Below are 25,831 nucleotides of genomic sequence, written 5' to 3'. Positions count from 1 at the left end.
CCGTTGTGCCGCCGTATGAACCGCGACATGACGCTTCGCAACCTGTCGCCGGCCACACGGGCGGTCCTGTTTTCATGCCGTTGCCAGGTTCGCTCGGCATTTCGACCGCTCACCGGATCGGCTGGGGCTGGAGGATGTCCGGGCCTTTCAGGTTTATCTGGTGTCGCAGGGCATTTCGTGGCCGGCGCTCAACCAGACGGTCTGCGCCTTGCGCTTTTTCCATGGCGTGACGCTGAACCGGGCGGAGATCCCCGAGCGGATCGCCTATGCGCGCGCGCCGCGCAAGCTGTCCAGCATGTCGGCGGGTTCGGCAAGGTAGAGACTGTCCAGCAGGTCGGGGGCCAAGGGCAGGCCGAGCCGGTCGCAGGTCGCAAGCGTGCGCGCCGAGGTCGAGCAGAGGATCTGGTCGGGCACGAGATCTTCGGCGCGCAGCCACTGCCCGAGCGCTGTCGCCGCCCGTTGCCCGCGCTTGTTGAGCGGGCGGGCATGATCGCCGAGGCTCGCATCACCCCAGGCGGATTTGGCGTGGCGCATCAGGATCAGGTCTTTCATCCGAAATACCCCATGTGAAAGGCCGATTGCGCCTCGGGGCGGCCATGCGACTGGCTGACCGGGCAGGCGCGGCGCACGGCGCAGCCGCGGGCGCGGCAGTCATTGCCCGCGCGGTCGAGATCGGCGCGGCAGGCCGGCACGTCATAGGCGCCGGGCCTCAAAGCGTCCACCGGGCAGGCGGCAAGGCAGGGCTGACCCGTGCAGGTGTCGCAGGGGCGCGCGCCGTCTGGCGGCAGATCGAGCCGGTCCGGCACCGCGATCGCCCCACGATAGGACACCATCAGCCCCGCCGCGTCATGCACCAGCAGACCCACGGGCGACGGCCAGGCCCGCCCGCTGCGCCGCGCCCAGTCGAGGAAGGGCTGCCAGGGCGGTCCGCCAAAAGGAAAGAGCGCCCTGCCCCCGAGATCCTGCGCAGCCTCGGTGATGACGCGGGTCGACCAGCGATCCATCGGGTCGGGGCGCTCGTCGCGATATTCCGAACAGCCCGTGAAATGGTCCCAGAACTCCGGCCCGGCCGGGCCGAGCAGTACCAGCGTCGCGTGCCCCGGCACCTCACCCTCGTCCAGATGCAGCGCCCCCATCACGCCGAGGTGATGGCACGCCATGCGGTCTTCGATCCGGGCAAGGCTCATGATTGGGACATCCTGTGCATGACGATGCATCTAAGCCGCGCCTTTGGTTTCACAAGGCAGGCTCAGGTCGCCCGGATGAGCGAGCCGGCACCATGTTCGGTATAAAGTTCCAGCAAGGTCGCATTGGGCGCGCGCCCGTCGAGGATGACCACCGCGCGCACGCCCGCCTCTATCGCGGCGAGCGCGGTTTCGGTCTTGGGGATCATGCCGCCCGCGATCACGCCGTCGCGGGTCATCTCGCGGATCTGATCGGCTGTCAGTTCGGTGACCACCTGACCGGAGGCATCGCGCACCCCGTCGATATCGGTCAGCAGAAGCAGGCGGTCGGCCTTCAGCGCCCCGGCCACCGCGCCGGCCGCGGTGTCACCGTTGATGTTGAACGTCTCGCCCCCAGGCCCCGCGCCGAGGGGCGCGATCACCGGAATCATGTTGGCATCGAACAGCGTGTGCAGGATCGTCGCGTCGATCTGGGCCGGCGCGCCGACGAGGCCCAGCTCGGGGCTGACGGGTGTGCAGGTGATCAGGCCCGCATCCTTGCCCGACAGGCCCACGGCCCGCCCGCCTTGGCTGCTGATCGCCTGCACGATCCGCTTGTTGACCGACCCCGAGAGGACCATCTCGACCACGGCCATGGTCGCCGCGTCGGTCACGCGTTTGCCATCGACGAATTGCGACGTGATCGAAAGCTTGTCCAGCATCTCGTTGATCATCGGCCCGCCGCCATGGACGATCACCGGATGCACGCCGACATGGCTCATCAGAACCACGTCGCGGGCGAAGGTTTCCATCGCCGCGTCGCTGCCCATGGCGTGACCGCCCAGCTTGATCACCACGACCGCGCCCGTGTAGCGTTGCAGATAGGGCAGCGCCTCTGACAGCGTGCGGGCGGTGGCGATCCAATCGCGGGTCATGTCCTGGGCCTTCATACCTGTCTCCGGCGGGGTGCTGCGCGCGGTGGTAGCCGCTCTGTGCGCCGCTGCCAAGCCTTCTCGCACGGTCAGCCCGAGGTCGGCGTCAGTGCAGGCGGCGTCCGGTTTCGGGATCGAAGAGATGCAGGTTTTCGGCCGCCACCGTCAGCCCCAGTGTTTCGCCCTTGGCGGGCAGGTCCGCGCCGGTCAGGCTGGCGATCATCTCCACCGCGTGGCCGGGCACGGTGCCATGCGCATTCGCCGAGGCGCCCAGATGTTCGACCACACGCACCTTGAGGCGCAGCGGCCCGTCGCTTGCCGGGTGCAGATGTTCGGGGCGGATGCCGATGGTGACAGCGCCATGACGCACGCCCGCTGGGGCCGCCACCACGCCGGCCGGCGTGACGAGGCCGCTCTCGTCGATTTCCCCGGGCATCAGGTTCATCGGTGGCGAGCCGATGAATTCGGCCACAAAGACCGATGCCGGCCGGTTATAGACGTCGATCGGCGTGCCGACCTGTTCGACAGCACCATCGTTGAGCACCACGAGCTGATCGGCGAGCGTCATCGCCTCCATCTGGTCATGGGTGACATAGATCGAGGTGGTGCCGAGGCGCTGTTGCAGGTCGCGGATCTCGACGCGGGTCTTGAGGCGCAGCTTGGCGTCGAGGTTCGACAGCGGCTCATCAAACAGGAACGCCTGCGGCTGGCGCACGATGGCCCGGCCCATGGCGACGCGCTGCCGCTGGCCGCCAGACAATTGCGCGGGCTTGCGGGTCAGGAACTCCGACAGGCCGAGGGTGGCTGCGGCCTCGTCGACCATCACCTTGATCTTGTCCTTCGGCACGCCGCGATTCTTCAGCCCGTAGGCCATGTTGCCATAGACCGTCATGTGCGGGTAAAGCGCGTAGTTCTGGAAAACCATCGCGATGTCGCGCTCGGCCGGTTCCAGATCATTGACCACGCGGTCGCCGATCGAGACGGAACCATCGGTGATCGTCTCCAGCCCCGCGATCATGCGCAGCAGGGTGGACTTGCCGCAGCCCGACGGGCCGACCAGAACGCAGAACTCGCCATCCGCGATGTCGAGCGTGATGCCCCGGATCGCGTCGATGCCGCCGGGATAGGTCTTGCGGACATTGTTGATCTGGATGTTGCTCATCGGGGGTCATTTCTCCACTTCGACAAGGCCGCGCACGAAAAGCCGCTGCATGGCGAGGATCACCACGACCGGCGGTAGCAGTGCAAGGATCGCGGTGGCCATGATCAGGTGCCATTGCGGGGTTTCCTCGCCGGCATTGGCCATGCGCTGAATGCCCATGACGATGGTGTAATAGCTCTCATCCGTGGTCACCAGCAGCGGCCAGAGATACTGGTTCCAGCCATAGATGAAGAGGATCACGAACAGCGCCGCGAGGTTGGTGCGCGACAGCGGCAGCAGGATGTCGCGGAAGAATTTCATCGGCCCGGCGCCGTCGATACGCGCGGCTTCGGTCAACTGATCGGGCACCGTCATGAAGAACTGCCGGAACAGGAAGGTCGCGGTCGCCGAGGCGATCAACGGGATCGACAGCCCGGCATAGGAGTTGAGCATGCCAAGCTGTGCCACGACCTCGAAGGTGGGCAGGATTCGCACCTCCACCGGCAGCATCAGCGTGACGAAGATCGTCCAGAAGGCCAGCATGCGGAAGGGAAACTTGAAATACACCACCGCGAAGGCCGACAGCAGCGATATGACGATCTTGCCGATGGTGATCGACAGCGCCATGATCGTGGAGTTCATCAGCATGATCCACAGGGGCGGCGCGCCGGCCGCCGAGATCCCCTCGCCGAGGACCAGCGAATAGTTCCGGATCATCTCGGCCCCCGGCAGCAGCGGCACGCCGCCGCTGACCTCTGCGGCGGTGTGGGTCGAGGCCACGAAGGCCAGATAGATCGGAAACACGAACATCGCCGCGCCGAGGATCAGCACCGCGTGCTGGATGAAGGTCAGAAAGGGGCGTCGTTCGACCATCAGTATTCGACCTTGCGCTCGATATAGCGGAACTGGATCGCCGTCAGGGCGATCACGAGGACCATCAGGATCACCGATTGTGCCGCCGACGAGCCGAGGTTGAGCCCTTCGAACGCGTCGCGCCAGACCTTGTAGACAAGGATGTTGGTCGCCTGTCCCGGACCGCCGCTGGTGGTGGCATGCACCACGCCGAAGGTCTCGAAAAACGCGTAGACCACGTTGACCACGATCAGGAAGAACACCGTCGGCGACAGCAGGGGCAGCTGTATGGTGACGAAGCGTTTCACGGGCCCCGCGCCGTCGATCGCCGCCGCCTCTGTCAGCGAGCGCGGGATCGCCTGAAGCCCGGCGAGGAAGAACAGGAAGTTGTAGCTGACCTGCCGCCATGTCGAGGCCACGACGATCAGCGTCATCGCGTCGCCGCCATCGCGGTAATGGTTCCAGTCATAGCCCAGACCGTCGAGGGCGTAGGCCGCGATGCCGATGGTGGGGTTGAACAGGAACCACCACAGAACCCCCGCCACGGCGGGCGCCACGGCATAGGGCCAGATCAGCAGCGTGCGGTAGACCATCGCGCGGCGGATCACCCGGTCGGCCATGATCGCCATGATCAGCGCTATTCCCATGGAAAAGCCCGCGACCATGGCGCTGAAGCTGATCGTGGTGACGAAGCTGTTGATGTAATTGTCGTCGGCAAAGAGCCGCACGAAATTGGCCATACCCACGAAGTCGGTCCGCAGCCCGAAGGCATCCTGACGCAGAACCGATTGATAAAGCGCCTGGCTGGCGGGCCAGATGAAGAAGATCAGCGTGATCACGATCTGCGGCGCGATCAGCGCATAAGGCAGCCATTTATGCCGGAAAGTGACGGTCTTGGTGCGCACGGGCGGGGCCTCGACGAGTGCAGGAACGGGCACGCCGGCCCGCAGAGGTCCGGACCGGCGTCTTCAAGCGTCAGCGGATCAGTTGTTGGCGGCCTCGAAATCACGCAGCAGCGCGTTGCCGCGCTCGGCTGCGGCGGCCAGAGCCTCTTCCGCAGTCTTGTTGCCCGACCACACACCCTCCAGCTCTTCATTGATGACGTCGCGCACCTGCACGTAATTGCCGAAACGCAGCCCGCGCGAGTTTTCCGTCGGCTCGTTGAGCGACAGTTGCTTGATCGCGGTATCGGTGCCGGGGCTTTCCTCGTAGAAGCCCTGCTCCTGGCTCAGTTCGTAGGCGGCGGTGGTGATCGGCACATAGCCGGTGGACTGGTGCCAGTCGGCCTGCACCTCGGGCGAACTAAGATAGTTGAAGAATTCCGCGACACCCTGATATTCGGCCTCGTCATGGCCTTCGAGCACCCAGAGCGTGGCCCCGCCGATGATCGAGTTCTGAGGCGCGTCCGCCACGTCGGAGTTGAGCGGCAGCATCGCCTGACCGAACTCGAAATCGGCCTGCTCGCTGATCCCGGCATAATAGGCCGAGGAATTCATCCACATCGCGCATTCGCCCGTGGTGAACAGCGGCAGGCTGTCGCCACGGCGCCCACCATATTCGAACGTGCCGTTTTCCTGGCTGTCGGCGATGCGCTGCAGCAGTGTGGTCAGATCCTCGCTTTCGTCGAACACCAATTCGGTATCGAGCCCGGCAAACCCGTTCTGCTGTGTGCCGATGGGCTGGTCGTGCCATGCGAGGTAGTTCTCGATCATCACCCAGGACTGCCAGCCGAAGGAAAAGGCGCAGTCATGGCCGTTTTCCTGCAGCTTGTCGGCGGCCGCGAACATCTCGTCCCATGTCTGCGGCACATCCTCGACGCCCGCCGCGTCCAGCAGATCGCGATTGTACCACATCACCGGGGTGGACGAGTTGAACGGCAGGGACAGCATGTCGCCGTCGGTGGTCGTGTAGTAGGACTTCACCGCCGGGAGGTAGGCGTCGTTGTTCCAGTCGATATCGGCCTGTTCCATCACGCCCTGAACGCGCCTGATGGCACCCTCTGCGGCCATCATCGTGGCGGTGCCGACCTCGAAGACCTGCACGACATGCGGCTGCTCGCCGGCGCGGAAGGCCGCGATGGCGGCGGTCATGTTCTCGGTATAGGTGCCCTTGTAGGTCGGCACGACGGTGTAATCATCCTGAGAGGCATTGAAGCCTTCGGCGATCTCTCCGACCTTTTCGCCCAGAGCCCCGCCGAGGCCATGCCAGAGCTGGATCTCGGTCTGTGCGGTCGCGGCGGACCCGATCAGGGTGAGCGCGCCGGTTATCGCCGTGAGGGTGTGTCTGCGTTTCATCGCGTCTTCTCCGAACCTTTGATGGGATGAGAATGGACCCATGACAGCCACGGCTGCCAAGGCCCTTCTCTCCTGCCAAAAGTCATTTCGGCGACATTTATGCAAATGAAGAATTGATGACGCCCTGTCGGTACCGGGAACCGACGCGCCCGCGCCCCGCGCCTGCGGCGGCGCAGGCGCGGGCAGGATCAGACCACCAGAACAGGCACTTCCGACAGACCCGTGACCTTGAGCGCGACACTGCCCAGAAGATACCCCTCCATCGAGCCCATGCCGCGGCTGCCGATCACGATCAGATCGTGATCGTGTTCCTTGGCGAACTTGACGATGGTGCGCGAGGTGGGGCCGGCCTTGACGAAGGCGCGCGCATCGGCGAATCCCGCATCGATCAGGTGCTTCTTGCCGTATCTGAAGGAGCTCGGCGTTGATGCGTGAAAGGCCCCAGAGTTTCCCAAGCGTCGCTTTGGCGAAATTGGTCCAAAAGGGCCGAAAAATTACCTACGGCATTGTCCAGCCCGGCGAGTTCGTTGCTGACGGAGTGATCTTGGTAAGGGGCCGCGACTACTCAGCAGGTTGGCGCGACATTGATGGCTTCATGCGCGTGACGCCAGAAATTGACGCACCCTACAAGCGTTCGAAACTCAAGCCCGGTGATCTTGTGTTGACGATTGTCGGCGCGAACACCGGAACGGTCGCGGTGGTTCCCGCTTGGCTTGATGGCGCGAACATTACGCAGACCACCGCTCGGATTGCCGTCGATTCAACGAAGGCTATTCCTGGCTATGTCGAGCAGGTCCTTCGATCGGCAATCGGACAGGAAGCGGTCTATAGGTTCCAAAAAGGCGGTGCACAGCCAGGTCTCAACCTAGCCGACGTTGAGAAGTTTGAGATACCGCTTCCCCCGCTCCCCGAGCAGCGCAAGATCGCCGAGATCCTGCGGACTTGGGACCAGGCGCTCGAAAAGATCACCGCCCTCCGCGCGCTGAACATTCGCCGCCGCGTCTGGTTCCGGACCCATCTGTTCACCGGCAAGGTTAGGTTGCCCGGCTTCACGGGCGAGTGGCGGGAGGTCCCGCTGAGCGATGTTCTCCACGAACACGGATCGAAATCGACCGGGGCTGAGGAAGTCTATTCGGTCTCGGTCCACAAGGGGCTGGTGAACCAGGTCGAGCATCTTGGGCGGTCGTTCTCGGCAGCGAACACCGATCACTACAATCGCGTCCTGCCGGGCGACATCGTCTACACCAAGAGCCCCACGGGTGATTTCCCGCTCGGCATCATCAAGCAGAGCAAGATCGACCGCGAGGTTACCCACGAGCTTTGCCATGTGGCTGAGCCACATCACGGCGCCGCATTCTTCGAGCTACTCGACAAGGTGATGCCCGATTGGGAGCGTCGGAAGCAGAGGTTGGAACGGGCGATGGCATGAGAATTTCCGAACCCGGTCGCGGCAGACGCAAACGCGACTCCAATCCAAGCAATTTCGAAGGCTGTATTTTCTTGCTCTCTTACAAGGGCTTATAAGAAATTCACCAAATCGGCGCAGTCATGAGGTCCGGAGAATACCGGCCCCGAGAGACCACTTCAGGGCCCAGTGGCGCCAGGGCCAGTGCTCAGCTTTTCCCACAAACCCCTTTGAAAACACGGAAAAATTCGGCGGCAGCCGAACGGGGAGAATGATTTCGCGGGGGCAAGTGGCGGAGGGAATGGGCCTGAAAGACAACCTTCTCCGGCACATAACATAGTGATTTCGTTAACTCCACTTCCGCATTCGAATCCCATCCGGTGCAAACGCGACTGAGATCCAACCCGCACAGACCTTCGTGTCGACGGCCCACCACAGGTGGCGCCACCACCGCTTCGCCGACCCCATGCCTTCAAGTCGGCCTTTGCGGATCTCTGCAGCGACTAGCGGTCCGAACCGGTTCCACCAGCAGCGCACTGTCTCTTGGCTGACATCGATCCCGACCTGGTCCAGAGCAGGTCCTTGACGTCGCGCAGTGAAAGTGGAAATCGAATATACATCATGACCTCTAGTCGGATGATCTCGGGGCTGCTTTGAAAGCCCTTGAAGGGGACTGTTTTCATCATGAGCGAAGGCCAAGAATCTACCAAGCTCGCCTCAAGCCCAGCTCCTCTGGCAAGACCGCTCGTCCCAATGTCTGGAGTTCCCCCGGTTCCGTGGACAGTTAACCGGTAGTGGATTGTAGCTGTTTCTGCGCGCTCCTTTCGAACGTGATGGGGGACTTGTAGCCGAGGGCGGAATGCCTGCGGCTGGGGTTATACCATCCTTCGATGAACTCGAAGACGGCCATGCGGGCGGCGGCCTTGGTGGCGAACTTTTGTCTGTCGAGCAGCTCGCATTCAAGCGTGGCGAAGAAGCTTTCGCACATCGCGTTGTCGTAGGCGTCGCCGACGGACCCCATCGACGGGCGGACGCCGGCCTCTTTGCATCGGAGGCCGAACGCCACGGACGTATATTGGGATCCCTGGTCGCTATGGTGGATGACTTCCTGCGGCCTTCGCTGGCCGATCGCCATGTTCATCGCGTCGATGACGAGCTGGGCCTTCAGGTCATGTCCCATGGCCCAGCCGACGATCCGCCGGGAGAAGGCATCGAGTACGACGGACAGGTAGATGAAGCCCGCCCAAGTCGGAACGTATGTGATGTCTGCGACCCAGAGTTGGTTCGGTCCGGCGGCCCAGAAATTCCGGTCGACCAGGTCCTTGGCAGGACGAACCCGATCATCCCGGATCGTAGTACGCGTTCCCTTGCGGCGACTGACGCCCGCCAAGGCCGCCGCTTTCATGAGCCTTTCGACCCGCTTGCGACTGACGCTGATGCCATCATCAGCCAGCTCTGCGTGGATCCTTGGTGAGCCATAGGTCTTCTTCGACGCGCTGTGGATCTTGGCGATCCGCCCGGTCAGAACCGTATCGGCTACGGCACGATCGGACGGTGGGCGGCGGCACCACGCATAGAAACCGCTGCGCGACACGCCCATGACCCGCGCCATAATCTGCACCGGGAAAACGGCCTGGTTCGCGGTCATGAACTCGAAGACCTCGACGAGCCTAGCTCGTCCCGTGCAAACCAGGCCGCGGCCTTTGAGAGGATATCGCGCTCCATCCGCAACTGCCGGTTCTCCTTGCGCAGGCGGGCCAGTTCCTCGCGCTCCAGGCTCGTCGGGCTGTCATCCCTCGCACCGCCATCAATCCCGGCTTGTCTGATCCAACCCGCGATCGTCGCGGCACAAGGCTCAAACTCCCGCGCAAGACTCTCGACGCTGCGCCCCGCGCGCGCCAGTGCGATGATCTGATCCCTGAAGTCCGCAGGGTACGGGGTCCTCGTTCTCGGCATGTGGACACCTTCCTATGAAAGCCAAAATGTGTCCACGAAACCGGGGGAACTCCAGTCGGCCGCCTTGCCTCAAGGCTAGGGGCAAAGCGCCTACAGATCTAGCGGCATCTCTAGAAGCCCAAAGCCCCCAACCGTCCAGAATGTTTACGGATGTTCACAAGGGTGTTACCTAGTTCACAGACTTGGACTATCGACCCCTTCCATCAGTCGAAGAGCACCGCCCGACATGCACAGCACCCCTAGAAACTTTGATATCTTTCCGCCCGGCGCCGTCGCCATGTTGATGACGCCCTTTCGCCAAGACTGGTCAGTCGACCTGAACGGCATGGCCCGAACTGCCGAGCTTGCGATCGAACAAGGGGCGTCCGGTCTTGCGGTGCACGGGTTGGCGAGCGAAGGGTACAAACTGCTCGACCGTGAGCGCCGCGAGATCGTGGAACGGATCGCACAGGTCAACTCCACGCCGCTTCTGCTGGCCGGGGTCGACCATGAAGCTCTAATCTGTTCGGTCGAACTCGCGAAGGCCGCGGCCGGCGCGGGGGCGACCGCGATCATGGCGATGCCGCCGAAATCCAGCGGCGGCAACCGCGCTCACCTAGTCGAATATTTCGGCACGCTCGAGGCGGAATCGTCGCTTCCCGTCGTCATTCAGGACGCACCGCGTGCCTCTGGTATCGCGATGGCCCCCGACACGTTGGTCGCATTAACAGCGGCCCTGTCAAAACCGAACGCGATCAAGGTCGAGGATCCGATACCGCCGCTGAAGATGGCAGACCTGTTGCAGCGTTTGCCGGACGACGGACGTACCGTCCTGTATGGTGGTGCCGGCGGGCGTCGGTTTCTGGGGGAACTGGACGCGGGCGCCATCGGCACAATGGTCGGCCCGGCCTATATCGATGTCTTCGGGGCGGTGCAGGACCTGCACGCCACCGACCGCACCGCCGCCACCGCGCTGTTCGAACATCTGTTGCCGCTGCTTACGGCGGTCGATGGCAACGAATGGTATGCTCTTTTGCAAAAACAGCTCTTTCTGCGGGCCGGCCTGATCGAACAGGCGGGCCTTCGGCCTCCCGCCGTCGTGCCGGAAGCACGGTATCTGGACGAACTGGTGGCCCTCTTCGTGCGCACCGCCGCGCGACACGACCGGATGGGTGCCGCCCTCCGCCCGCTTCTGAACCTAGGAGACGCATCCCGATGAAGATCACCGATGTCAGGCCCGTCAACGTTGTCTTCGCAAAACGCACGGCACCGAAAGGTACCAAGGACAACTGGCACAATTACCTGCCGCGCGGCCTGCCGATGAACCGGTTCGAGGATTATCCCCCGACCCTTCCGGGCAAGACGCCGGGGTTTCGGGGCCGCGAGGTCTGGGTAAAGGTCACGGTGGAAGATGGGACTTTCGGACTGGGCCGGTGCAGCTTCGGCGCGCCGGTGGCCGAATTGGTTAAGTCGGAATACGCCGAACTGCTCGTCGGGCGCGACGCGATGGCGACCGAATTTCTCAACGGTCTGATGTGGGAGGCGTCGCGCCGCTACGGTACGTTCGGCCATGCTGCCGTCGCGATCAGCGGCATCGACCTCGCGCTTTGGGACCTCAAGGGCAAACTTCTGGACCAGCCCGTCTGCCGCCTGCTCGGCGGGCCGAGCCGCACGAAAATTCCGCTCTATGCAACGACCAATGACGTCGAGTGGGCGCTCGAGCTTGGATTCACCTCAATCAAGCTGCCCAATCAGATCCACTGGAACCAGGGCCTCGACGGGCTGCATATCCTCGAGGATCAGGTGGCGGCGGCGCGCGAACTGGTCGGGCCGAGGATCGATCTGATGCTGAACCCGGTGATGGCCTTCGACACCGAATTCGCGGTCCGGGTCGCAGAACTTCTGAAACGCTACAACTTTCGCTGGATGGAAGAACCGCTGATCCCCGAGAATATCCGCGGCCTCGCGGCGATTAAGCGGGCTGTGCCTGCCATGGCGATCGCAACCGGCGAGGACCATCATACCCGCTATCCGTTCCTCGACATGCTGCGCGACGGGTCCGTCGATATCGTGCAACCCGATATCCAGTGGTGCGGCGGCCTGAGTGAACTGGTCAAGATAAACGCTCTTGCCGAGGCGCACGGCATCAAGTGCGTGCCGCATGCGGGCATGAACACGCCCTATGGACAACACGCCGTTGCCGCACTGGTGAATTGCCCGCTGGGCGAATACCACATTTCTTCGGATGTCGGGGTGCCGCTCGAATACGCGGATCTCGTCCCCGGCTCCGCAGTGCCGAAATCCGGGTTTCTCGAGGTGTCGGACGCACCGGGCTTTGGCATCGAGGTCAAGGAGGATTGGATCACCGACTGGTCGGCACAGCCAAGGGGCACGCGCGATTCGTTCTATTGACCGCTGTGGCGGAACCGGGGCTGCCTCTCGCGGCCCCTTGATCTTGGTCCGGAGGTTTCGTGTCCTGACAATCCAAAAAAACCGGCATCGACGTTTCAGGGGCCGGGTTTGCGTCAAGTGTGCGGAAAACAATACTAAGGATCGGAGGCCTAGGTATGACGACATACGACGCTGGCACGCGGTCGGTCAAATCCGCCGAACGGATCCTCGATCTGCTTGAATACATCGGCGGCCAGCCCAACGGCGTCACATTTAAAGTGTTATCCAAAGACCTGCACATCCCCAAGAGTAGCCTGCACGGCCTGCTCGACGTGTTGGTCACCCGCGGCTACGCCGAACTTCGCCCGATTTCCCGGACCTACGTGTTGGGGCTGCGGTCGTGGGAGACCGGGCAGGCCTACCAGCGCAACCATTCCATGGTTCGCGAGGCGCGAGCGGTGCTGGAATCCATCGTCGCCAAAGTGAACGAAACGGCCCAGCTCGCAACCCTCGTCGGAACCGAAAACGTCTACCTCGCGAAGGTCGACAGCACCCATCCCCTGCGGCTGATCTCGGACGTGGGCCGCCGCCTGTCTGCACACGCAACCGGCGTCGGCAAGGCGCTGCTTGCGCACTTGCCGGATGCCGAGGTGAAGGCGCGCTTCGGCACCGGCGCGCTCGAATGTTACACCGCCAACACGATGCCGACGGTCGATGCCCTCATCGAAGAACTCGCGATAAGCCGGGTACGCGGCTTCGCCATCGACAACGAAGAGTATACACCCGGCGTATTCTGCCTCTCGGTGCCGGTTTTCGACGGCGACGGCGCGGCAAGTTCCGCGATGAGCGTCAGCGTCCCGACCTCGCGCGCGGACCAGGTAGGTATGGTAGATATCCTCAGTCAACTGTGCGCAGCCTCGCTGGCACTGAGCAGGCGGTGCGGCGTGACCACTGTCGACAGGATGCTGGCCGAACTGACGCAGCAAGAAATGGCGAAAGCGGCGATTGATCTGCTCATCGGCTCGGGTCGCTACGTCTTGCACTGGTCGGGGCGACCCTAACCGTTGGTCCGGTCGTCACCGAGTTTCCAAATCGGAGGTTCACATATGTAAACTAAAGTTCAAACTTATTGACCGGTTTCAGCACTGCGTCTAACGTCAGGTAGAAATTCTTAATTGCGTGCTTCGACCCACTGAAAAATCTAGAATTTTGGCTGTTATAGAGGAGGAGTTGGGAATGCCGGATATCGAAGTGTCGCCCGACATCTCCGACGTATCAATGCGGAGTGTTGATGGCTGATCTCACCCGCGTTTCATGGGTCATGCACCTAAAATCCGGACATGAAGAGGCTTACCGGCGCAAGCACGACGACATCTGGCCGGAACTGGCCGAGGCGATCCGCGCCGATGGGATTCGCAACTATTCAATTTTTCGCTACGGCCTGACGCTTTTCGCCTATTATGAGCACGAGGGGCCGCCCCGCCCCGTACGACCGCGCGACGACATCCGGCTGCGCTGGCACGAATGGATGGCGCCGCACATGCAAACCCATCCTGACAACCGCCCGGTCTCCGAGACTGTAGAGGAGGTGTTCCACATTGACTGAAACCTCCCTCCGCGCCCTGTCGATCATCGACCCGCACCTTCACCTCGTGAACCTGTCGACCGGGATCTATTCTCGGTTCGCTGACCGGATGCCGGGAGAGCCTTTCGGCACCGACTATTTGCTGGACGACCTTATTGCCGATGCGGCGGGCGGGCCGAACATCGTCGGCGTCGTGCATGTCGAGGCGCTGCCGGACGATCCGCTGCGCGAGGCGGCAACGGTCTCGGCAATCGCCGCAACCGCACCTTTCCCCATCGGTCTAGTTGGCCACGCCGATCTGCTGTCGAACGGCTTCGAGCCGATTCTCGATGGCCTTGCCGCGCATCCGTCGTTTCGCGGCATCAGACAGGTGGCGAACATCCACCCCAATCCGGCATTCGCGCTGGCCACCCGCGATATACTGAACGCCGACGGGTTCGAGGACGGCCTGCGCATTCTGGGCCAGCGCGACCTGTCGTTCGACATGCAGATTCTCGGGCACCAGATGGTGCGTGGCGCGAAAGTGTCGGCCACCTGTCCACAGACCCCGATCGTTGTGAACCACGCAGGGCTCTGGTCAGACCGGACGCCCGAGGGCTGGGCCACATGGAAGGCCGGGCTACGCCTGCTGGCGGCAAATCCAAACGTCACGATCAAGATCAGCGGTTTGGGGATGCGCGATGCGGGCTGGACCACGGAAGCGATCCGCCCCATCGTCTACGAGGTGCTCGACGCTTTCGGGCCCGACAGGTCGATGTTCGCCTCGAACTTTCCGGTCGACGGGCAGCACGCGGGATACGCCCGCATCTGGCAGGCATTCGACGACATCACCGCCGCCATGACATCCACCGAACGCGACCGCCTGTTTCATGGGACGGCGCGCGAGGTCTACCGGCTATGATCGCCCAGTGACGACACTCCGCCCCCTGCACCGCAAAAACAGGACGCCTCCGGCATGAAGATCAGCAAAATCGAAGCGTTTCCCATCGAGAACCTGACCATCCGTTCGGGATGGACCGAAGGGGGCGACAATGGCACAGCGCGCCGCGCGCCCTGGCAGGTGGCTGCCGAGGTGGCAAACCCGATGTCGCGCTATCCCCGATACCGTGCGTTGCGCGAAAGCTGGCGCGGCAAATTCGATGCAGTCGGTGTGCTGGTGACTGCGAACGACGGGTCGTGGGGGTTCGGGACGAGCGTGTTCGGCCCCGCGACGACCAGCCTCGTCAACGACCATCTCGGCCCGCTGTTGCTGGGCGAAAACCCGATGGCGACAGACCGCCTGTTCGACATGATGATGCGAATTTCTTCGCCCTATTCGCCCGCAGGACTTGCGTCCTATGCGATCAGCGCAATCGACCTTGCCCTGTGGGATCTGAAAGGGCGCGTTCTCAATATGCCGGTCTATGAGCTGGCGGGCGGACCGGCGCGCGAACGTCAGTATTGCTACGCCACCGGCAACGACACCGACTGGCACATGGAACTTGGATTTACCGGCACCAAACTGGCCTGCCCCTACGGAGCGGCGGACGGGCGCGACGGGCTGCGCGGCAACGAAGAACTGGTCGCCAAGACCCGCGAGCTGATCGGCCCCGACGTCGAGCTGATGCTCGATTGCTGGATGGCCTTCGACGTCGAATTCGCGGTACGGCTGGCCGAACGGCTGCGCCCCTACGACCTCAAGTGGATCGAGGATTGTCTGATCCCCGAAGACCTGCCCGCCCACAAGGCGCTGCGCGAGCGCCTGCCGTGGATGACGCTGACCGGTGGCGAGCACTGGTATACGCCCCATGCCTTCTTCGCCGGGGCCAGGGACCGGGTGTTCGACATCTTTCAGCCCGACATCCACTGGGCGGGCGGCCTGACCGCCTGCCGCCGGATCGCCGACATGGCGGACGCGGCGGGTCTCGAGGTTATCCTTCATGCCGGGATGAACTCGCCTTACGGCCAGCACCTGACCTATGCGCACCCCAACATGCGCTGGGGCGAATACTTCGTCGGCGGCGCGCCCGGCCTGCCGCTGGAGAACATCACCGGATACCCCGGCATGGCGGTGCCGCAGGACGGGTACTGCGTCCCCAGCGATGCCCCCGGTTTCGGCCACGGTTTCACGCCCGACACGCTCGACAAGATTACGATCTGATACGACTGCCGGGGGAGGAGAGTCCCGGCGGATCACCAAAGACACCACATCTTGGAGGAGGACACCAAATGCCGAAGGACAACACACTTAGCCGGTTGCGCACCTATGGTCTCATGACCATGGCCGCCGCATTGCTGGGCACGACAGCGCTTGCGCAGGACGTCGCACAAGTGCCGCGTGAACGCACGCTCGTCATGACGCCCTGGGGCGACAGGACCGGGTCATTCTCGAACATCGAGAACTTCAATCCCTACCTGATTTCGGTCGACCAAGAACGCAATATCGGCCATATGACTTACAACGAGGCGCTGTTTTACACCAATATGAATACCGGCGAACTCGTGCCATGGCAGGCGCTCAGCTATGAGAATTCGGCCGATTTCATGCAGGCCACGATCAACCTGCGCGACGGCGTCACCTGGTCGGACGGAATGCCGTTCACCTCGGAGGATGTGAAATTCACCCTCGAGGCGCTACGCGACGCGGGCCCGGAAATTCAGGGATCGGCGGTCCACGCAGAATGGATCGACACCGTCGAGGCGCCCGATCCGCTGACCGTGGTCATCACTTTTACCAAACCCGCACCCCGGTTCGTCGCCAACGAGATCGCGCTGTCGCACGACGACCTCTATCCGATCCTGCCCCGCCACATCTGGGAGGGCGAGGATCTGGCCGATTTCATCAACTACGACCCCGAACGCGGCCTGCCGATGGGCACCGGTGCCTACGCACTGGTGAGGACCGGCCCCAACCAGATGATCTTTGACCGCCGCGACGACTGGTGGGGGGCTGCGACCGGGTTCGAGGATCTGCCGGGGCCGGAACGTATCATCCTGACACCGCATTCGGGTGACGATTCGATGGGCCAGATGTTGATCGCCGATCAGGTCGACGCCGGGCGCCAGATCCAGAAAGGCACGTTCGAGGCAGCAAGCGCGCTCAACCCCAACCTGCGCAGCTGGAACGCCGACGGTCCCGCATGGGGCGCGCCGGATGCCTGCACCTATACCTTGCAGTTCAACAATGGGCGCGAGCCGTGGAACGACCCCGACCTGCATTGGGCCATCAACCACGCTTTCAGCCGCGATATGCTGTCTCTTATTGCCTATGAGGGCGGGATGCCGCCTGCCGAGATGGCGTTTTCGGGCTACATGACCGATGTCTGGCTACAACCGGATGGCATGCTTCAGGCCTCGCTGGACGCGATGAACATCGACAACCAGTCTCAGGATCTGGTCGATGAAAGGATGGCGGCGGCGGGCTACACCCGCGACGACGGCGGCGTCTGGTCGAAGGACGGCGAACCGCTCGATATCCTGTTGCGGGCACCCGAGTTCATTCAGCCGCTGCTGGCGCCGATGGCCCAGCAACTGCGCGATGCCGGTTTTCAGGCGCGCGAAGGCGCGTTCGACGACAGCTGGCGGACTGACATGCTGAACGGCACGTTCGATTCGATGATCTTCGTGCATTGCGGCAGCATCTCCGAACCACTCGACACGCTTCAGCACTACCATTCCAAGTTTGGCCGCCCCGAGGGCGAACCGGTGCCGTATCTGCCCGCCGGAACTCGCTACAACAATCCGGAATACGATGCGATCATCGACCGGATGCTGGCGATCGAGCCGTCGACCGACCCTGAATCGGACTACATGAAGGATGCGGTCGCGGCCCTCGAAATGGTGATGGCCGACATGCCCGAGATTAACCTGCTCGAGGAATTGCACGTCATCACCTTCAACCAGACCTACTGGACCGGGTGGCCGTCTGCAGAAGATCCCTACGCAGCGCCCTACCCACCGTTCGACAGCTTCAATCTGATCATCCACGGTCTGCAACCGGCGCAATAATCGCCACCAGACCCCGCGCGCGGCGGCCCCCGGTCGCCGCGCCATTTCCAGACAAGTCAGGCGATCCACCCTATGTCCAGTGAACTCGCACGCTACATCGGAATGCGCTTCATTCAGTTTCTGGTCGTGGTGTTCATCGCCGTCAGCGTCAATTTCTTCATCCCCCGCCTGCTGCCCGGCGATCCGATCGAGAGCCTTATCGCGCGGCTGCAATCGGCCGGTGGGTCTCAAGAGATGGACAGTCAGGCAATCATAGACAATTTTCGTGAGAAATACGGCCTCGATAAGCCGATGATGACCCAGTATCTCAACTATTGGCGCGACCTGTTCCGGTTCGACATGGGCGTGTCCCTGTCATCCTATCCGCAGCCGGTGTCGCAGATGATCCGGCAGGCCCTGCCATGGTCGGTCGGGCTGCTGGCGACGGCCACCCTCATCGCCTTCACACTGGGGTCGGTTCTCGGCGCGCTATTGGCGTGGCCGCGCAGCGGGAGGATCATCCGCACCATCGTGCCGACCCTTCTGGTGCTGTCGACCATCCCTTTCTACCTGCTGGCAATGATCCTGATCTACCTTTTCGCTGTCTTGTGGCGGATATTTCCGCCCGGTGGCGGCGCCAGCCCGACCCTAATCATGGAATGGGACTGGCCGAGTTTCGTCAACATCGTCCACCACGGCATGTTGCCGGGCCTTGCCATCGTGCTGGGCAGTGTCGGCATTTGGGCGCTGGGGATGCGCAGCCAGACCGTGTCGGTCCTGGGCGAGGATTACATCACTTTCGCCGAGGCCAAGGGCCTTGCGCCGCGGCGAATATTCCTGCGCTACGGAATGCGCAACGCCATGCTGCCGCAGGTGACGGCCCTCGCTCTATCGCTTGGCCATGTGGTGTCGGGCGCGGTGCTTGTCGAGGTGATCTTCAACTATCCCGGTCTTGGCGCTCTTCTATACAACGCGGTGCGCGGTCAGGACTATTTCCTCGTGCAGGGCGTCGTCCTGATCCTGATCCTGACGCTGGCCGTCTTGCTGTTCATCATCGACCTGATTTACCCCCTGCTCGACCCGAGGATCCGACGATGACCGCCGCTCCTTCACCCCGCCGCGCGTTTTCCGGCTTGCGGCGGTCGTGGTCCGAGGGCCGCATCGCGCCCGCGCTCATCTGGGGGCTGTCGATCCTCGGACTTATCATGCTGTTCTGCCTTCTGGGTCCGCTGTTCATCGAACCGCGAGACGCTCTCGTGGGGTCGGTGCTGCCACGCCAGTCGCCGTCCGCGGAATTCTGGCTCGGGACCGATGCGCAGGGCCGCGACATGCTGACGCTGCTGATCCTGGCGACGCCCAACACGTTGAAGATCGGCCTGATAGCGGGCGCTCTCGGCGTCGGGTTCGGCACGATTCTGGGCCTGATCGCGGGCAATTTCAGGGGCTGGGCCGACGCCGTCATCCGGATCGTGGCCGACGCGATGATGACGATACCCGCCATCGCCATTCTGGTCATTATCGCCGGCAACATCGAACAGATGACCGTCGAAATCATGGCCCTTGTTGTCGCGTCCCTCGCCTGGATGGTTTCGACCAGGACGGTGCGCGCGCAGGTCCTCACCATCCGCGAACGCTCCTACATCGAAGTGGCGCGGGTGAACGGCGAGAGCAGCCTCGAGATCCTGTTCCGCGAGATCATGCCGAACCTGCTGCCGTTCATCATCGCCAGTTTCGTGGCCACCGTCGCCACCGCCATCCTCGCGGTGATCGGCCTCGAAGCACTGGGCCTTGGCGCGCCGCAGGAAATGACGCTGGGCAACACGATCTATTGGTCGCAGCAATCCTCGGCCCTGCTGCGGGGCATGTGGTGGTGGTGGTTGCCGCCGATCATCGTCATCGCGCTGATATCGCTCGGGCTGTTTCTCACCTCGATTGGGTTCGACCGGTTCGCGAACCCAAGGCTGATCCGGGCATGAATGACGGTGACAAAACACGCGTGCTGGATGTCCGCGATCTCGAGGTGCATTACGACACCCGCGAAGGCCCGGCCAAGGCCGTCGACAGGGTGTCTTTTTCGCTGCGCGCGGGCGAACGTCTGGGTCTGATCGGCGAATCCGGGTCGGGCAAGACGACCGTCGCCATGGCGCTTATGCGGCTGTCGCGCCCGCCCGCGCGCATCGCCGGGGGCGAGGTGCTGCTGGCCGACCGTGATCTGCTGAAGCTGACCGATGCCGAGCTACGCCAGACCCGGCTGCGCGACATCGCCCTCGTACCGCAGGGCGCGATGAGCTCGCTCAACCCGGTCATGCGCGTCGGCGACCAGATCGCCGATGCCATCCTCGCGCATCGGCGCGACCTGAACCGCAAGGCGATACGGACCCGGATCGTCGAGGGCCTCGCGAATGTCGGGCTAGATCCATCGGTCGCGCGGCGGTTCCCCCACGAACTCAGCGGCGGAATGAAACAGCGCGCGGTGATGGCGATTGCCACCTCGCTCGCCCCGAAGGTCATCATCGCAGACGAGCCGACAAGTGCTCTCGACGTGGTGGTGCAACGCCAGATCATCCAGACGCTCGGCAGATTGCAGGACGGACTGGGGGCCGCCGTCGTGCTAATCGGCCACGACATGGGGCTTATCGCGCAGTTTTCGGACACCGTCGGCGTCATGTATGCGGGCCGCGTCGTCGAGCTTGGTCCCGTGCAGCAGATTATCGAGACGCCGCGGCACCCCTACACCCGTCTGCTGATCGACAGCCTGCCGGGCATCCGCGAACGCAAGGCGTTGCGCGGTATCCCCGGACTGCCGCCCCGCCTCGTCAATCTGCCCGAAGGCTGTCGTTTCGCCGCCCGCTGTCCCTTTGCGTTCGACCGTTGCAGGGCCGAGACGCCGGAACAGCAGACGGTCGCGTCGTATCACGTAGCCGCCTGTCACCTCTATCCGCAGCACGACAGTTTGCCGCCGATCACCGCCTCGGAGGACACCGCATGACCGCGCTGATTGAACTCAGGGGCGTTCGCAAGACTTTCGGCGGCTTCACTGCGCTCGATGATTTTTCGCTGTCGCTGCGCGAAGACACCGCGTCGATGACCGCCGTCGCCGGTGAGAGTGGTAGCGGCAAGACCACGCTCGCCCGTATCCTGCTGGGGTTCATCCAGCCGAGTGCCGGTCAGGTGATCTATCGTGGCCGCGATCTGACCCAGATGACCCGGTCCGAAAAACAGCTTTTCCGGCGCGAGGTGCAGCCGGTGTTTCAGGATCCATTCGACGTCTTCAATCCGTTCTACCGGGTCGATCACGTCCTCGAAACGCCGCTGCGTCGCTACAAGCTCGCGTCGTCACGGCGCGAGGAGGCGGCGATGATCGAGGATGCCCTGTCGCGCGTTGGCCTGCGGGCCGCCGATACGCTGGGGCGCTATCCGCACGAATTGAGCGGCGGGCAAAGGCAACGCGTCATGGTGGCGCGCGCCGTCCTTCTGCGGCCGCGGATCATCGTCGCGGACGAGCCGGTGTCGATGGTCGATGCCTCATTGCGGGCGACGATTCTGGACGAATTGCGCACCCTCAACCGCGACCTGGGCATCTCTATCATCTACATCACCCACGATCTGACCACAGCATTTCAGATCTGCGACAACATTCTCGTCCTCTACAAGGGCGACGTAACCGAAGCCGGATCGGTCGAAAACGTAATAGGCGACCCCCAACACCCTTATACGCAACTGCTGGTATCCTCGATCCCGCTGCCAGACCTTTCGCAAAAATGGGGCGCGCTGGACATCACCCTCGCCGAGGCGACCGACTTCACCAGCCGCGGCTGCAATTTCGCCCCGCGCTGCCCGAAAGTGATGGACGTCTGCCGCACCAAGGCACCGCCTCGCGCGATGCTCGACGCAGACCGGTTCGCGCGCTGTTTTCTGTTCGGGGAGGCGCCGGTCCTGCCGGCGCCCGACATCGCAAGCGTCTTTCGCCCGCCGGACGCAGTTAGGGCCTCGACCATTGAAACGCGGCCATCACCCAGGAGGGAACAAGGATCATGAACGCAATCGACCTGAAAGGCCGCGTCGCGGTCGTCACCGGCGGGGCGCAGGGCATCGGGCTGTGCGTCGCGCGGCGGTTTATCGCTTCGGGCGCCACCGTCAGCCTGTGGGACCGCGATGCCGCACAACTCGAGGTGGCCCTTGCGGACCTGAATGGTGCTGCGACCGCCCAGACAGTCGACGTGGTCGACTGGGATACCGTCGCCCGCGCGACGGAGGCAGTCGCGGCCCTAAACGGCAGGCTCGACATATTGGTGAATTCCGCCGGGATCGCGGGCAAGAACGCCCCTCTCGACGACTACGAGATCGACGAATGGCGCCGGGTCATCGACATCGACCTGACCGGCACGTTCCTCGTCAACCGCGCCGTGATCCCGCACATGAAGGCGCAGAACTATGGCCGGATCGTCAACATCGCCTCCGTCGCCGGCAAGGAGGGCAACCCCAACGCCTCGGCCTATGCCGCGGCCAAGGCAGGCGTCATCGGCATGACCAAGGCAGTCGGCAAAGAACTTGCCGAGTATGACATCGCGGTCAACGCGATCACCCCCGCCACTGCCAAGACAGCCATTCTGGATGAACTGAAACCTGAATTCATCGACTATATGCTCTCCAAGATCCCGCGCGGCCGTTTTGCCGAGGTCGAGGAGATCGCCGGCATGGTGTCATGGCTCGTCAGTCAGGAAAACAGCTTTACGACGGCCTCAGTCTTCGATCTTTCCGGCGGGCGGGCCACATATTGACCGGGCAGCCCCCTCGGATGAACGCAGCGGATACCACGGGCCGAACGGTTGGGCGCACGACGCTGAAACTCCCGAAATTCGGTCTTGGAGCCGCTCATTTCGGTGGCCAGCGCCACCATGTCGATGGCGACATCGCACGCGCCACAATGCAGGCGGCCTGGGACGGCGGCGTGCGGTATTTCGACGCCGCCCCCTGGTATGGCCGCGGCCTGAGCGAGCATCGCGTCGGCGATTTCCTGATCGACAAGCCGCGCGACGATTTCGTGCTGACCACCAAGGTCGGCCGCGTCTTTCGCCGACCCGCCGACCCTGCAAAGGTGGATATGTCGAAATGGCTCGGCGGGCTGCGGTTCGATTTCGACTTCGACTACACCTATGACGGCGTCATGCGGTCCTATGAACAAAGCCTGATGCGAATGGGCATCGACACCGTCGACGCCTTGCTGATCCACGATCCCGACCGGTTCGCGCACGAACCGCACTGGCAGTCGCGGATGACGGATATGTCGACATCCGGGATCAAGGCGCTCGAAGAGTTGAAGCGATCCGGTGAGATTAAGGCTATCGGCATGGGCCTGAACCGGGTCGAGTCGCTCGACGACATCCCCGACATGGTAGACCTCGATTTCTTGATCGTCGCAATGGCCTATACCCTGCTCGACCAGACCGGCCTCGCAGCACTCGACCGGTTTGCCGCCAGAGGTGTGTCGGTTGTCATCGCCACGCCTTTCGCCTCCGGCATCCTCGTGACCGGACCGGGGCCGGAGGCGCGGTATATGTATCAGCCCGCTGATGCCGAAATTCAGGAAAAGACCCGCCGCATCAAAGAAATCTGCGACGATCACGCGGTGCCACTGCCATCGGCTGCAATGCGGTTTCCACTCGGTCATCCCGCCGTCGTGTCGGTGATCTACGGGAGCGCCCATCCCGACGAGATGCGATCGAACCTCGCCTCCGGCGCGAAACCCGTCCCCCCCGCGCTCTGGGCCGATCTCAAGTCTGCTGGTTTGCTATCGAAGAACGTTCCAGCCCCGGACTGATGCCGCTTTGAACGACCTTTGAGCTACTCCCCAATCCTTGGACAGAATCTGGCGCTTTCTAAGCTACTCTCCGCTCCTGCTGATCGGGTTTGGTTTCGTCTTTTCTCAGCCAATAGACCACGGCGGGTGGCCTGCCGCCAAGGGCGGAATGCGGGCGCTTGTGGTTGAATTGGTTGTGGACGAAGGCATGGATCGATGCGAACTTCTACAGACATCGCATCTGCCGAACGCCAGCATCGCCCGCTCGCGTCGTCGGAATGGCAGGAATTCTCGGCCCGGTTGCTCAGTCATCGCCCCATCTCACGGTCATCGCCGCGACCGAGGGCTTTCAACGCCGCTCCGTATGACCGAAGGCGGTCTGTCACGACCGTTTCGAAGCGACCACGTCCACTCTGCCAATCAAGTTGCGCACATTGGATACCCGCCACGTGCCTCCGCGCCGGGTCTGGATGCCGCGCATGGTCAGTTCGGCGGCGATGGCCCGGAGACTGGTCGCGCCCCCTGCCCGGATATCTGCGAGGACCTCAGCAAGATCGGCGGCAAACCGGTTCGCATTATCCGCAACCCTCGTGCGAAGCGCCGCACCGCCTTTTCCGGCCCTCTGGAGCGCCGCTGCCCCGTTTGGGTTGCCCAGCTTCACGCCGCGCGCTTTCGCCACCGCCAGTGCCTCCCTGGTCCGCCGCGAGATCGCCTCGCGCTCCTGTTGCGCCACCAGCGCCATGATGCCGACCGTCAAATCATTGGCCTCCGGCATGTCGCAGGCGAGGAACCGGACACCGCTGCCCTGCAGGGTGAGAAGGAAGGCGGCGTTGTGCGACAGCCGGTCCAGCTTGGCGATGACCAGTGTGGCGCCGGTGACCTTGGCCAGATGCAGCGCCTTGGTCAGTTCCGGCCGGTCAGCGACCTTGCCGCTCTCGACCTCGGTGAACCGATCCAGGACCACCGCGCCACGCTGTTTGGCAAACGTCTCGATGGTCTGGCGCTGCGCTTCGAGCCCCAGCCCGCTCGCACCCTGCCGCGCCGTCGAGACCCGCTCGTAGGCCACAAACCTCTGCCCGCTGCCCGCCATTGGCCCTCCGTCCACACCTGCCAAACGTTCGTTGCGCAGATGTGTACATCGTTCCGGCCGCAATCTCGTAGCAGGAAGTTCATTCGCTGAACGGCTACGGTACGACGGCGGCTATGCGGACGGAGCCGCCGTTCGCTGCAGGGCAGAACTCTTGCCATGCGCGGGACCTAATCGTGCGAGAGCCCTTTTACTCCATACTCCAGCCAAGCTCGTTCCTCAGATGTCAGATGTGCGTCCATCATAACTGAGTATGCCTCCACCTCCTTGTCCGTCAGTTTGCCATCCCATTTGCCGCTTGTGCCGCTGTGGAAAAACTCGGTGTCTGACTTCATGAACCCCTTACCCCCGGACGGAGCATAACGTTCGGCATTGGCTTTCATATTGTTGAACGTAGCCGCCTGAACCAGTTGATCCAAAACGTGAGAAGGATGCGATATGTTCAGCAAGTCGGACAGTTTGGTAAAGGTGCCCGGCAAATCACGGGTCATATCTGCGTAGTGAAACAGCGACACATTGGGTCGGTCCGCGAGTGCAACAGCGGCTCTGTAATGCTGGATGATATGAGCAAGCGGCATAGCATCGCCATCAAACCCTTCTGCTCCACCGTCCAAAAAGCGGCGGAATGTGATGCCATCTATATCGTCTTCTGGATAAAATGAATCGAACAAAGACATTGGGATGTTACGCACATGTTTACGATACGAGAAATGCGCATCAAGCGGATGGCGAAACACGCAAAGGTATTGTGCCTGATCATCCAACGGCAGCCCGTCCATCGGCGTATGGCTTTTCATGCTTCGCCTGTGGGTCATTGCGTCGAGTCGTTTAGCCACCTCTGGCATCTCGCGGATGCGAATATCGACCCAAGGCATTTTGACGGATAATTCCGTATCGACCTCTGGATCGCCAGAGAGCAGCAGGGCCACGATAGTTTGCATCCAAGTGGTTCCGCATTTCGGAGGCGTGACAACGAACACATCGTCGGGGCGAATATTGACCATATCCCAACGTCTGCTGTCAGTTAATGGACCAAGGTAGAGCTTACGGTCAGTCATATCTGTCATTTCCTGCAAATTCGCTTTAGTCAGGAGAAGCTGGATAAAGCCTAAACGCAACAAAAAATGGGCCGAACGCTGGACATCTACGATAGGGCGGTGTCAGCAAACCGTGTTGGCGCGAGGGCCTGAAGCGAGCAGCAGCCTGAGCGCATGAAGGTAGGATCGGTCCGCGTTGCTTCGGGCGGCATGCCATCGGCCGTAGGCTGCAAGGTTCTTTGA

At 62.7% G+C, this 25,831-nt stretch carries 25 protein-coding genes and 2 pseudogenes; 15 read left to right on the top strand and 12 right to left on the bottom strand.

Annotation, left to right across the window (positions count from 1 at the left end; genetic code table 11):
* Positions 1–85: 85 nt before the first annotated feature.
* Positions 86–319, top strand: a pseudogene (locus ROA7023_RS25710) (phage integrase N-terminal SAM-like domain-containing protein); the annotation flags it as partial.
* Here the strand turns inward: ROA7023_RS25710 and ROA7023_RS19560 are convergent.
* The 8 genes from ROA7023_RS19560 to ROA7023_RS25315 all read right to left on the bottom strand — a co-directional run bounded on the left by ROA7023_RS19560 (position 265) and on the right by ROA7023_RS25315 (position 6,837).
* A complete protein-coding gene (locus ROA7023_RS19560) occupies positions 265–552 on the bottom strand; it encodes a SixA phosphatase family protein (protein ID WP_085880689.1) in 288 nt (95 codons plus the stop codon). The pseudogene ROA7023_RS25710 and the gene ROA7023_RS19560 sit on opposite strands and share 55 nt — an antisense overlap.
* Positions 549–1,187, bottom strand: a complete 639-nt coding sequence (locus ROA7023_RS19555; RefSeq protein WP_085880688.1) for a ferredoxin — start codon at positions 1,185–1,187, stop codon at positions 549–551. Before ROA7023_RS19555 ends, ROA7023_RS19560 begins: the two co-directional genes overlap by 4 nt.
* A gap of 62 nt (positions 1,188–1,249) precedes the next feature.
* On the bottom strand, positions 1,250–2,113 hold the full coding sequence (gene argB, locus ROA7023_RS19550; protein WP_085880687.1) for an acetylglutamate kinase: 864 nt from the start codon (positions 2,111–2,113) through the stop codon (positions 1,250–1,252).
* Positions 2,114–2,201: 88 nt separating this feature from the next.
* Complete coding sequence (locus ROA7023_RS19545; RefSeq protein ID WP_085880686.1) at positions 2,202–3,257, bottom strand: sn-glycerol-3-phosphate import ATP-binding protein UgpC; 1,056 nt, start codon at positions 3,255–3,257, stop codon at positions 2,202–2,204.
* A gap of 6 nt (positions 3,258–3,263) precedes the next feature.
* Positions 3,264–4,109, bottom strand: coding sequence for a sn-glycerol-3-phosphate ABC transporter permease UgpE (ugpE, locus tag ROA7023_RS19540; protein ID WP_085880685.1), 846 nt, complete (start codon positions 4,107–4,109; stop codon positions 3,264–3,266).
* Positions 4,109–4,993, bottom strand: a complete 885-nt coding sequence (gene ugpA, locus ROA7023_RS19535) for a sn-glycerol-3-phosphate ABC transporter permease UgpA (RefSeq protein WP_085880684.1) — start codon at positions 4,991–4,993, stop codon at positions 4,109–4,111. The genes ugpE and ugpA overlap by 1 nt, the downstream gene beginning before the upstream one ends.
* Positions 4,994–5,071: 78 nt before the next feature.
* Entirely contained in the window at positions 5,072–6,382 is a 1,311-nt protein-coding gene (ugpB, locus tag ROA7023_RS19530) for a sn-glycerol-3-phosphate ABC transporter substrate-binding protein UgpB (RefSeq protein WP_085880683.1), read from the bottom strand.
* Between the two features lie 188 nt (positions 6,383–6,570).
* A complete protein-coding gene (locus ROA7023_RS25315; RefSeq protein ID WP_306372508.1) occupies positions 6,571–6,837 on the bottom strand; it encodes a universal stress protein in 267 nt (88 codons plus the stop codon).
* Between the two features lie 8 nt (positions 6,838–6,845).
* Here ROA7023_RS25315 and ROA7023_RS24085 point away from each other — a divergent pair, with 8 nt between their 5' ends.
* Positions 6,846–7,811, top strand: coding sequence for a YgjP-like metallopeptidase domain-containing protein (locus tag ROA7023_RS24085; RefSeq protein WP_200812560.1), 966 nt, complete (start codon positions 6,846–6,848; stop codon positions 7,809–7,811).
* Positions 7,812–8,222: 411 nt separating this feature from the next.
* Here ROA7023_RS24085 and ROA7023_RS25310 read toward each other — a convergent pair.
* Positions 8,223–8,473, bottom strand: a pseudogene (locus tag ROA7023_RS25310) (IS6 family transposase); the annotation flags it as partial.
* 98 nt (positions 8,474–8,571) lie between these two features.
* Positions 8,572–9,743 (bottom strand): IS3 family transposase gene (locus ROA7023_RS19510; protein ID WP_234992351.1). Its coding sequence is split into 2 segments (ribosomal slippage): positions 8,572–9,485 and positions 9,485–9,743, totalling 1,173 coding nucleotides; the frame shifts between segments, so codons are not numbered across the junction.
* A gap of 226 nt (positions 9,744–9,969) precedes the next feature.
* Here ROA7023_RS19510 and ROA7023_RS19505 point away from each other — a divergent pair.
* From ROA7023_RS19505 to ROA7023_RS19445, 13 genes are all read left to right on the top strand, one after another.
* The gene (locus tag ROA7023_RS19505) at positions 9,970–10,941 is read left to right on the top strand and encodes a dihydrodipicolinate synthase family protein (RefSeq protein ID WP_085880681.1); all 972 of its coding nucleotides are present in this window, start codon (positions 9,970–9,972) and stop codon (positions 10,939–10,941) included.
* A complete protein-coding gene (locus ROA7023_RS19500; protein ID WP_159458604.1) occupies positions 10,938–12,134 on the top strand; it encodes a mandelate racemase/muconate lactonizing enzyme family protein in 1,197 nt (398 codons plus the stop codon). Before ROA7023_RS19505 ends, ROA7023_RS19500 begins: the two co-directional genes overlap by 4 nt.
* Before the next feature lie 155 nt (positions 12,135–12,289).
* Positions 12,290–13,174 (top strand): IclR family transcriptional regulator, encoded by an 885-nt coding sequence (locus tag ROA7023_RS19495; RefSeq protein ID WP_085880679.1) that lies wholly within the window; start codon positions 12,290–12,292, stop codon positions 13,172–13,174.
* A gap of 230 nt (positions 13,175–13,404) precedes the next feature.
* On the top strand, positions 13,405–13,719 hold the full coding sequence (locus ROA7023_RS19490; RefSeq protein WP_085880678.1) for an L-rhamnose mutarotase: 315 nt from the start codon (positions 13,405–13,407) through the stop codon (positions 13,717–13,719).
* Complete coding sequence (locus tag ROA7023_RS19485) at positions 13,712–14,599, top strand: amidohydrolase family protein (RefSeq protein ID WP_085880677.1); 888 nt, start codon at positions 13,712–13,714, stop codon at positions 14,597–14,599. Before ROA7023_RS19490 ends, ROA7023_RS19485 begins: the two co-directional genes overlap by 8 nt.
* 54 nt (positions 14,600–14,653) lie before the next feature.
* On the top strand, positions 14,654–15,838 hold the full coding sequence (locus ROA7023_RS19480; protein ID WP_085880676.1) for an enolase C-terminal domain-like protein: 1,185 nt from the start codon (positions 14,654–14,656) through the stop codon (positions 15,836–15,838).
* 68 nt (positions 15,839–15,906) lie between these two features.
* Entirely contained in the window at positions 15,907–17,685 is a 1,779-nt protein-coding gene (locus ROA7023_RS19475) for an ABC transporter substrate-binding protein (protein ID WP_085880675.1), read from the top strand.
* A 72-nt stretch (positions 17,686–17,757) separates the two neighbouring features.
* On the top strand, positions 17,758–18,762 hold the full coding sequence (locus ROA7023_RS19470; RefSeq protein ID WP_085880674.1) for an ABC transporter permease: 1,005 nt from the start codon (positions 17,758–17,760) through the stop codon (positions 18,760–18,762).
* Positions 18,759–19,640 (top strand): ABC transporter permease, encoded by an 882-nt coding sequence (locus ROA7023_RS19465; RefSeq protein WP_085880673.1) that lies wholly within the window; start codon positions 18,759–18,761, stop codon positions 19,638–19,640. The genes ROA7023_RS19470 and ROA7023_RS19465 overlap by 4 nt, the downstream gene beginning before the upstream one ends.
* Entirely contained in the window at positions 19,532–20,653 is a 1,122-nt protein-coding gene (locus ROA7023_RS19460; protein ID WP_200812559.1) for an ABC transporter ATP-binding protein, read from the top strand. Before ROA7023_RS19465 ends, ROA7023_RS19460 begins: the two co-directional genes overlap by 109 nt.
* Positions 20,650–21,702 carry an ABC transporter ATP-binding protein gene (locus ROA7023_RS19455; protein ID WP_085880671.1) on the top strand — a complete coding sequence of 351 codons (1,053 nt, stop codon included), beginning with the start codon at positions 20,650–20,652 and terminating at the stop codon, positions 21,700–21,702. Before ROA7023_RS19460 ends, ROA7023_RS19455 begins: the two co-directional genes overlap by 4 nt.
* Complete coding sequence (locus tag ROA7023_RS19450; protein WP_085880670.1) at positions 21,699–22,445, top strand: SDR family NAD(P)-dependent oxidoreductase; 747 nt, start codon at positions 21,699–21,701, stop codon at positions 22,443–22,445. The genes ROA7023_RS19455 and ROA7023_RS19450 overlap by 4 nt, the downstream gene beginning before the upstream one ends.
* Positions 22,370–23,485, top strand: coding sequence for an aldo/keto reductase (locus ROA7023_RS19445; protein ID WP_085880669.1), 1,116 nt, complete (start codon positions 22,370–22,372; stop codon positions 23,483–23,485). Before ROA7023_RS19450 ends, ROA7023_RS19445 begins: the two co-directional genes overlap by 76 nt.
* A gap of 361 nt (positions 23,486–23,846) precedes the next feature.
* On the opposite strand, the gene ROA7023_RS19440 is transcribed toward ROA7023_RS19445, so the two are convergent.
* Both ROA7023_RS19440 and ROA7023_RS19435 read right to left on the bottom strand, forming a co-directional pair.
* Positions 23,847–24,554, bottom strand: a complete 708-nt coding sequence (locus ROA7023_RS19440; protein ID WP_085880668.1) for a recombinase family protein — start codon at positions 24,552–24,554, stop codon at positions 23,847–23,849.
* A gap of 167 nt (positions 24,555–24,721) precedes the next feature.
* A complete protein-coding gene (locus ROA7023_RS19435) occupies positions 24,722–25,609 on the bottom strand; it encodes a sulfotransferase domain-containing protein (protein ID WP_159458602.1) in 888 nt (295 codons plus the stop codon).
* Positions 25,610–25,831 lie beyond the last annotated feature (222 nt).

It is taken from the genome of Roseisalinus antarcticus, assembly GCF_900172355.1.
GTDB lineage: Bacteria > Pseudomonadota > Alphaproteobacteria > Rhodobacterales > Rhodobacteraceae > Oceanicola > Oceanicola antarcticus_A.
Note: the sequence above shows the minus strand (reverse complement) of the source record. Positions and strands in the feature narration are given on the sequence as shown.

Bases quoted from the DNA above. Each gene is read 5' to 3' on its own strand.
- ROA7023_RS19560 (WP_085880689.1), bottom strand. From the start codon at position 552: ATGAAAGACCTGATCCTGATGCGCCACGCCAAATCCGCCTGGGGTGAT.
- ROA7023_RS19555 (WP_085880688.1), bottom strand. From the start codon at position 1,187: ATGAGCCTTGCCCGGATCGAAGACCGCATGGCGTGCCATCACCTCGGC.
- argB (WP_085880687.1), bottom strand. From the start codon at position 2,113: ATGAAGGCCCAGGACATGACCCGCGATTGGATCGCCACCGCCCGCACG.
- ROA7023_RS19545 (WP_085880686.1), bottom strand. From the start codon at position 3,257: ATGAGCAACATCCAGATCAACAATGTCCGCAAGACCTATCCCGGCGGC.
- ugpE (WP_085880685.1), bottom strand. From the start codon at position 4,109: ATGGTCGAACGACGCCCCTTTCTGACCTTCATCCAGCACGCGGTGCTG.
- ugpB (WP_085880683.1), bottom strand. From the start codon at position 6,382: ATGAAACGCAGACACACCCTCACGGCGATAACCGGCGCGCTCACCCTG.
- ROA7023_RS19505 (WP_085880681.1), top strand. From the start codon at position 9,970: ATGCACAGCACCCCTAGAAACTTTGATATCTTTCCGCCCGGCGCCGTC.
- ROA7023_RS19500 (WP_159458604.1), top strand. From the start codon at position 10,938: ATGAAGATCACCGATGTCAGGCCCGTCAACGTTGTCTTCGCAAAACGC.
- ROA7023_RS19495 (WP_085880679.1), top strand. From the start codon at position 12,290: ATGACGACATACGACGCTGGCACGCGGTCGGTCAAATCCGCCGAACGG.
- ROA7023_RS19490 (WP_085880678.1), top strand. From the start codon at position 13,405: ATGGCTGATCTCACCCGCGTTTCATGGGTCATGCACCTAAAATCCGGA.
- ROA7023_RS19480 (WP_085880676.1), top strand. From the start codon at position 14,654: ATGAAGATCAGCAAAATCGAAGCGTTTCCCATCGAGAACCTGACCATC.
- ROA7023_RS19475 (WP_085880675.1), top strand. From the start codon at position 15,907: ATGCCGAAGGACAACACACTTAGCCGGTTGCGCACCTATGGTCTCATG.
- ROA7023_RS19470 (WP_085880674.1), top strand. From the start codon at position 17,758: ATGTCCAGTGAACTCGCACGCTACATCGGAATGCGCTTCATTCAGTTT.
- ROA7023_RS19465 (WP_085880673.1), top strand. From the start codon at position 18,759: ATGACCGCCGCTCCTTCACCCCGCCGCGCGTTTTCCGGCTTGCGGCGG.
- ROA7023_RS19455 (WP_085880671.1), top strand. From the start codon at position 20,650: ATGACCGCGCTGATTGAACTCAGGGGCGTTCGCAAGACTTTCGGCGGC.
- ROA7023_RS19450 (WP_085880670.1), top strand. From the start codon at position 21,699: ATGAACGCAATCGACCTGAAAGGCCGCGTCGCGGTCGTCACCGGCGGG.
- ROA7023_RS19445 (WP_085880669.1), top strand. From the start codon at position 22,370: ATGGCTCGTCAGTCAGGAAAACAGCTTTACGACGGCCTCAGTCTTCGA.
- ROA7023_RS19440 (WP_085880668.1), bottom strand. From the start codon at position 24,554: ATGGCGGGCAGCGGGCAGAGGTTTGTGGCCTACGAGCGGGTCTCGACG.
- ROA7023_RS19435 (WP_159458602.1), bottom strand. From the start codon at position 25,609: ATGACTGACCGTAAGCTCTACCTTGGTCCATTAACTGACAGCAGACGT.